Genomic DNA, 3049 nt, shown 5'->3' with positions numbered 1-3049 from the left:
CGACGCCGGTCACTCGCAGGTTCTCGCCGAAGTACCCGGGCGGGATCGGCCCGCCGAACTCGGGCTCCCACGGCTCGACATCGGAGTCGGAGAGCAGGTAGACGGCCTTCCACACGCCGCCGTGATGCTCGCGGTCGGCCTGGACGTCGCCGTGGAGGCCGTACTCACGGACCTGCACCGGGCCCTCGACGGGGCGCTTGTCGATCGCCGTCACGCCGACGCGGCCGGGAACGGTGAGGAGCTGGTCCACCACGCAGACGGCCTGCACGGTGAACGACTCCGGCACCGTCTCCCCGGACGCGGGACTGTTCGAGGCCGGCATCAGTGGCCGAACCTGCGGTTGCGGGCACCGTAGTCGCGCAGGGCGCGGAGGAAGTCCACGCGGCGGAACGCGGGCCAGTAGGCCTCGGTGAACCAGATCTCCGAGTAGGCGCTCTGCCACAGCAGGAATCCGGAGAGCCGCTGCTCGCCGGACGTCCGGATCACCAGATCGGGATCGGGCTGGCCGGAGGTGTAGAGGTGCTCGCCGATGGCCTCCACGGTGATGCCGTCGACCAGGTCCCGCCCGGTCCGGCCCTCGTCGATCAACTGGGCGACGAGCTCGCGGGTCGCATCGGCGATCTCCTGACGGCCGCCGTACCCCACGGCGACGTTGACCTTGACCCCCCGACGCCCGGTGCTCGCGCGCTCGGCGTGGCGCAGCCGCTCGGCCAGCCAGTCCGGCAGCACCTCGAGCCGCCCGACGATCCGGACGTCCCAGTTCTTGTCCGGACCGGTGATCTCGTCCACCACGTCGGCGATGATCTGCAGCAGCTCGTCGAGCTCCTCGGCATCACGACCCAGGTTCTCGGTGCTCAGCAGATAGATGGTGGCGACGTCCACGCCCAGCTCGTCGCACCAGCCCAGCATCTCGGCGATCTTGACCGCCCCGGCCCGGTGTCCGTGCGCGACATCCGCGAACCCGGCCTCCTTGGCCCATCGGCGGTTTCCGTCGGCCATCACGGCGATGTGCCGTGGGAGCCGGGCACCGTCGAGTGACGACCGGAGTCGCGACTCGTACAGCGAGTACAGGGGGGAGGAGGCATCCACTCGGTAGAGGTTACCGCGCGACGCCCCCTCCACAGGGGTCCCCCTGACCCCGCGGGGGCTCAGCCCCGTCGGCCGGCGCGAACCCCCGCGGCCAGCGCGCGCACGCCCTCCTCGGTGGTGTCCCAGCCGATGCAGGCGTCGGTGACCGACTTGCCGTAGACGAGTTCCGCGGCGTCGACGGACTGGGCGCCGGCCTCGAGGAAGCTCTCGACCATCACGCCGGAGATGCCCTCCTCCCCCGCCCCGATCCGCTCGGCGAGCTCGGCCACGACCTCGGCCTGACGCTCGTGGGACTTGCCGGAGTTGGCGTGGCTCGCATCCACCATCACCAGCCCGGGCAGCCCCACCCTCGCGACCGACGCCACCGCGGACGCCACGGAGGCCGCATCGTGGTTGGGTCCGCCCGTGCCGCCCCGGAGGATCACGTGGCAGTCGGTGTTCCCGGCGGTCTCCACCACGGCGGCCCGGCCCTCGGCGTCGGTGCCGAAGAACACGTGGCGCGACGCCGAGGACCTGCACCCGTCCACCGCGACCTGGACCTCGCCGTCCGTCCCGTTCTTGAACCCCACCGGCATGGACAGGCCGGAGACCAACTGCCGGTGCACCTGGCTCTCGGTGGTCCGGGCTCCGATGGCGCCCCACGAGACGGCGTCGGCGATGTACTGCGGGCTGGTCGGCTCGAGGAACTCGCAGCCGACGGGCAGGCCGAGGTCCAACACGTCCAGGAGGAGTCTGCGGGCGGTGCGCAGTCCGCGGGGGATGTCGTAGCTCCCGTCGAGGGCCGGGTCGTTGATCAGGCCCTTCCACCCCACCGTCGTGCGCGGCTTCTCGAAGTAGACGCGCATGACGATCAGCAGGTCCTCCGAGACTTCCCGGGCCAGGGCCGCGAGGCGCCCCGCGTAGTCGAGCGCGGCGTCGGGATCGTGGACCGAGCAGGGCCCCACCACCACGAGCAGCCGGTCGTCTCGCCCGGCCAGGACATCGGCGATCTCGCTGCGGCTGCGCTCGACCAGCGCTTCGCGGGCCTCTCCCAGCGGGAGTTCGCCGAGGATCTCGATCGGCGTCGGCAACGGGGAGTAGGACAGGACTCGCCGGTCGGCGGTCTGGGTGGGGTTCTCGGCGGTGATGGTCACGGCGTGCGCTCCTGATGCGGGGGTCGTGGCGGGCCGGGTGCCGTGATCCTGTTCGGTGCCCTGTGCGCACCCGGATCCGCCGCTGGAAATGGCGGGAGGCGGCGACCGTTGTGGTCACCGCCTCTGGGCTCCGGGTGTCGGACGTCCGACTAGCGGACGCGTGCGCTCGTGGCGCGGGCTCCACCCGGAGCCCACATAAAGCGCCAATAAGCGCGAGCGATCGACATGCCGGTCACCGTAGCAGAGGCCGCCCCCGTCGGGCCACTTGCGCCTCCCGCCCCGGCTGGCACCCTGGAGTCATGGGATACCGACTCGTCGCTGACGCTGCGATGGTGCTCCACGCGGCCTTCCTCGTGTACATGGTGGTGGGCGGCTTCCTCGCGTGGCGATGGCGTTGGACATTCTGGCCGCATCTGGCGACGGCGGCGTACGGACTCGGGATCGCGACGGTGGGGTGGGACTGTCCGCTCACCCACGTAGAGAACTGGGGACGCGCCCGCGCCGGCCAGGAGACGCTGCCGTCGACGGGGTTCATCGACCACTACCTCACCGGCGTCATCTATCCCGCGGAACATCTTCTGACGGCGCAACTCGCCGTTGCGTCCGCCGTGCTCGTCTCATGGGCGGGCCTGGCCTTCCTCCACTGGCGAGCGCGCTCACGCTCCCGCGCACTCGGCCCAGAGGCGCGATACCCCTGAGGTCGACCCCGCCCTCACGGGGCCAGTCGAACACTTGTGCTATCTCGGTTGAGACGATATACTAGATCACACGTTCGAATGGTGGCGAGTTCGATTGGCGCAGGGGGGTGCGGTGGTGGATCCGATGAT

4 protein-coding genes are annotated in these 3049 nt (G+C 70.7%); 1 reads left to right on the top strand and 3 read right to left on the bottom strand.

Annotated features, from left to right (window positions below; translation table 11 throughout):
• From G6022_RS14830 to G6022_RS14820, 3 genes are all read right to left on the bottom strand, one after another.
• Positions 1 to 322: MOSC domain-containing protein (locus tag G6022_RS14830; protein ID WP_187701382.1), on the bottom strand; the 322-nt coding region annotated here is incomplete at its 3' end.
• The gene (locus tag G6022_RS14825; protein ID WP_182639660.1) at positions 322 to 1089 is read right to left on the bottom strand and encodes an isoprenyl transferase; all 768 of its coding nucleotides are present in this window, start codon (positions 1087 to 1089) and stop codon (positions 322 to 324) included. The genes G6022_RS14830 and G6022_RS14825, both read right to left, overlap by 1 nt.
• Positions 1090 to 1148: 59 nt before the next feature.
• A complete protein-coding gene (locus G6022_RS14820) occupies positions 1149 to 2222 on the bottom strand; it encodes a 3-deoxy-7-phosphoheptulonate synthase (protein ID WP_182639661.1) in 1074 nt (357 codons plus the stop codon).
• A 299-nt stretch (positions 2223 to 2521) separates the two neighbouring features.
• On the opposite strand from G6022_RS14820, the gene G6022_RS14815 reads away from it, so the two are divergent.
• On the top strand, positions 2522 to 2920 hold the full coding sequence (locus G6022_RS14815; protein ID WP_182639662.1) for a DUF2784 domain-containing protein: 399 nt from the start codon (positions 2522 to 2524) through the stop codon (positions 2918 to 2920).
• Positions 2921 to 3049: the final 129 nt, after the last annotated feature.

It is taken from the genome of Dietzia sp. Cai40 (assembly GCF_014145165.1).
In the GTDB taxonomy this organism is placed as follows: Bacteria; Actinomycetota; Actinomycetes; order Mycobacteriales; family Mycobacteriaceae; genus Dietzia; species Dietzia natronolimnaea.
This window is presented reverse-complemented; position numbering and strand designations above follow the sequence as displayed.

Excerpts from the sequence above, each read along its gene's own strand:
- G6022_RS14815 (WP_182639662.1), top strand. The coding sequence starts at position 2,522 with ATGGGATACCGACTCGTCGCTGACGCTGCGATGGTGCTCCACGCGGCC.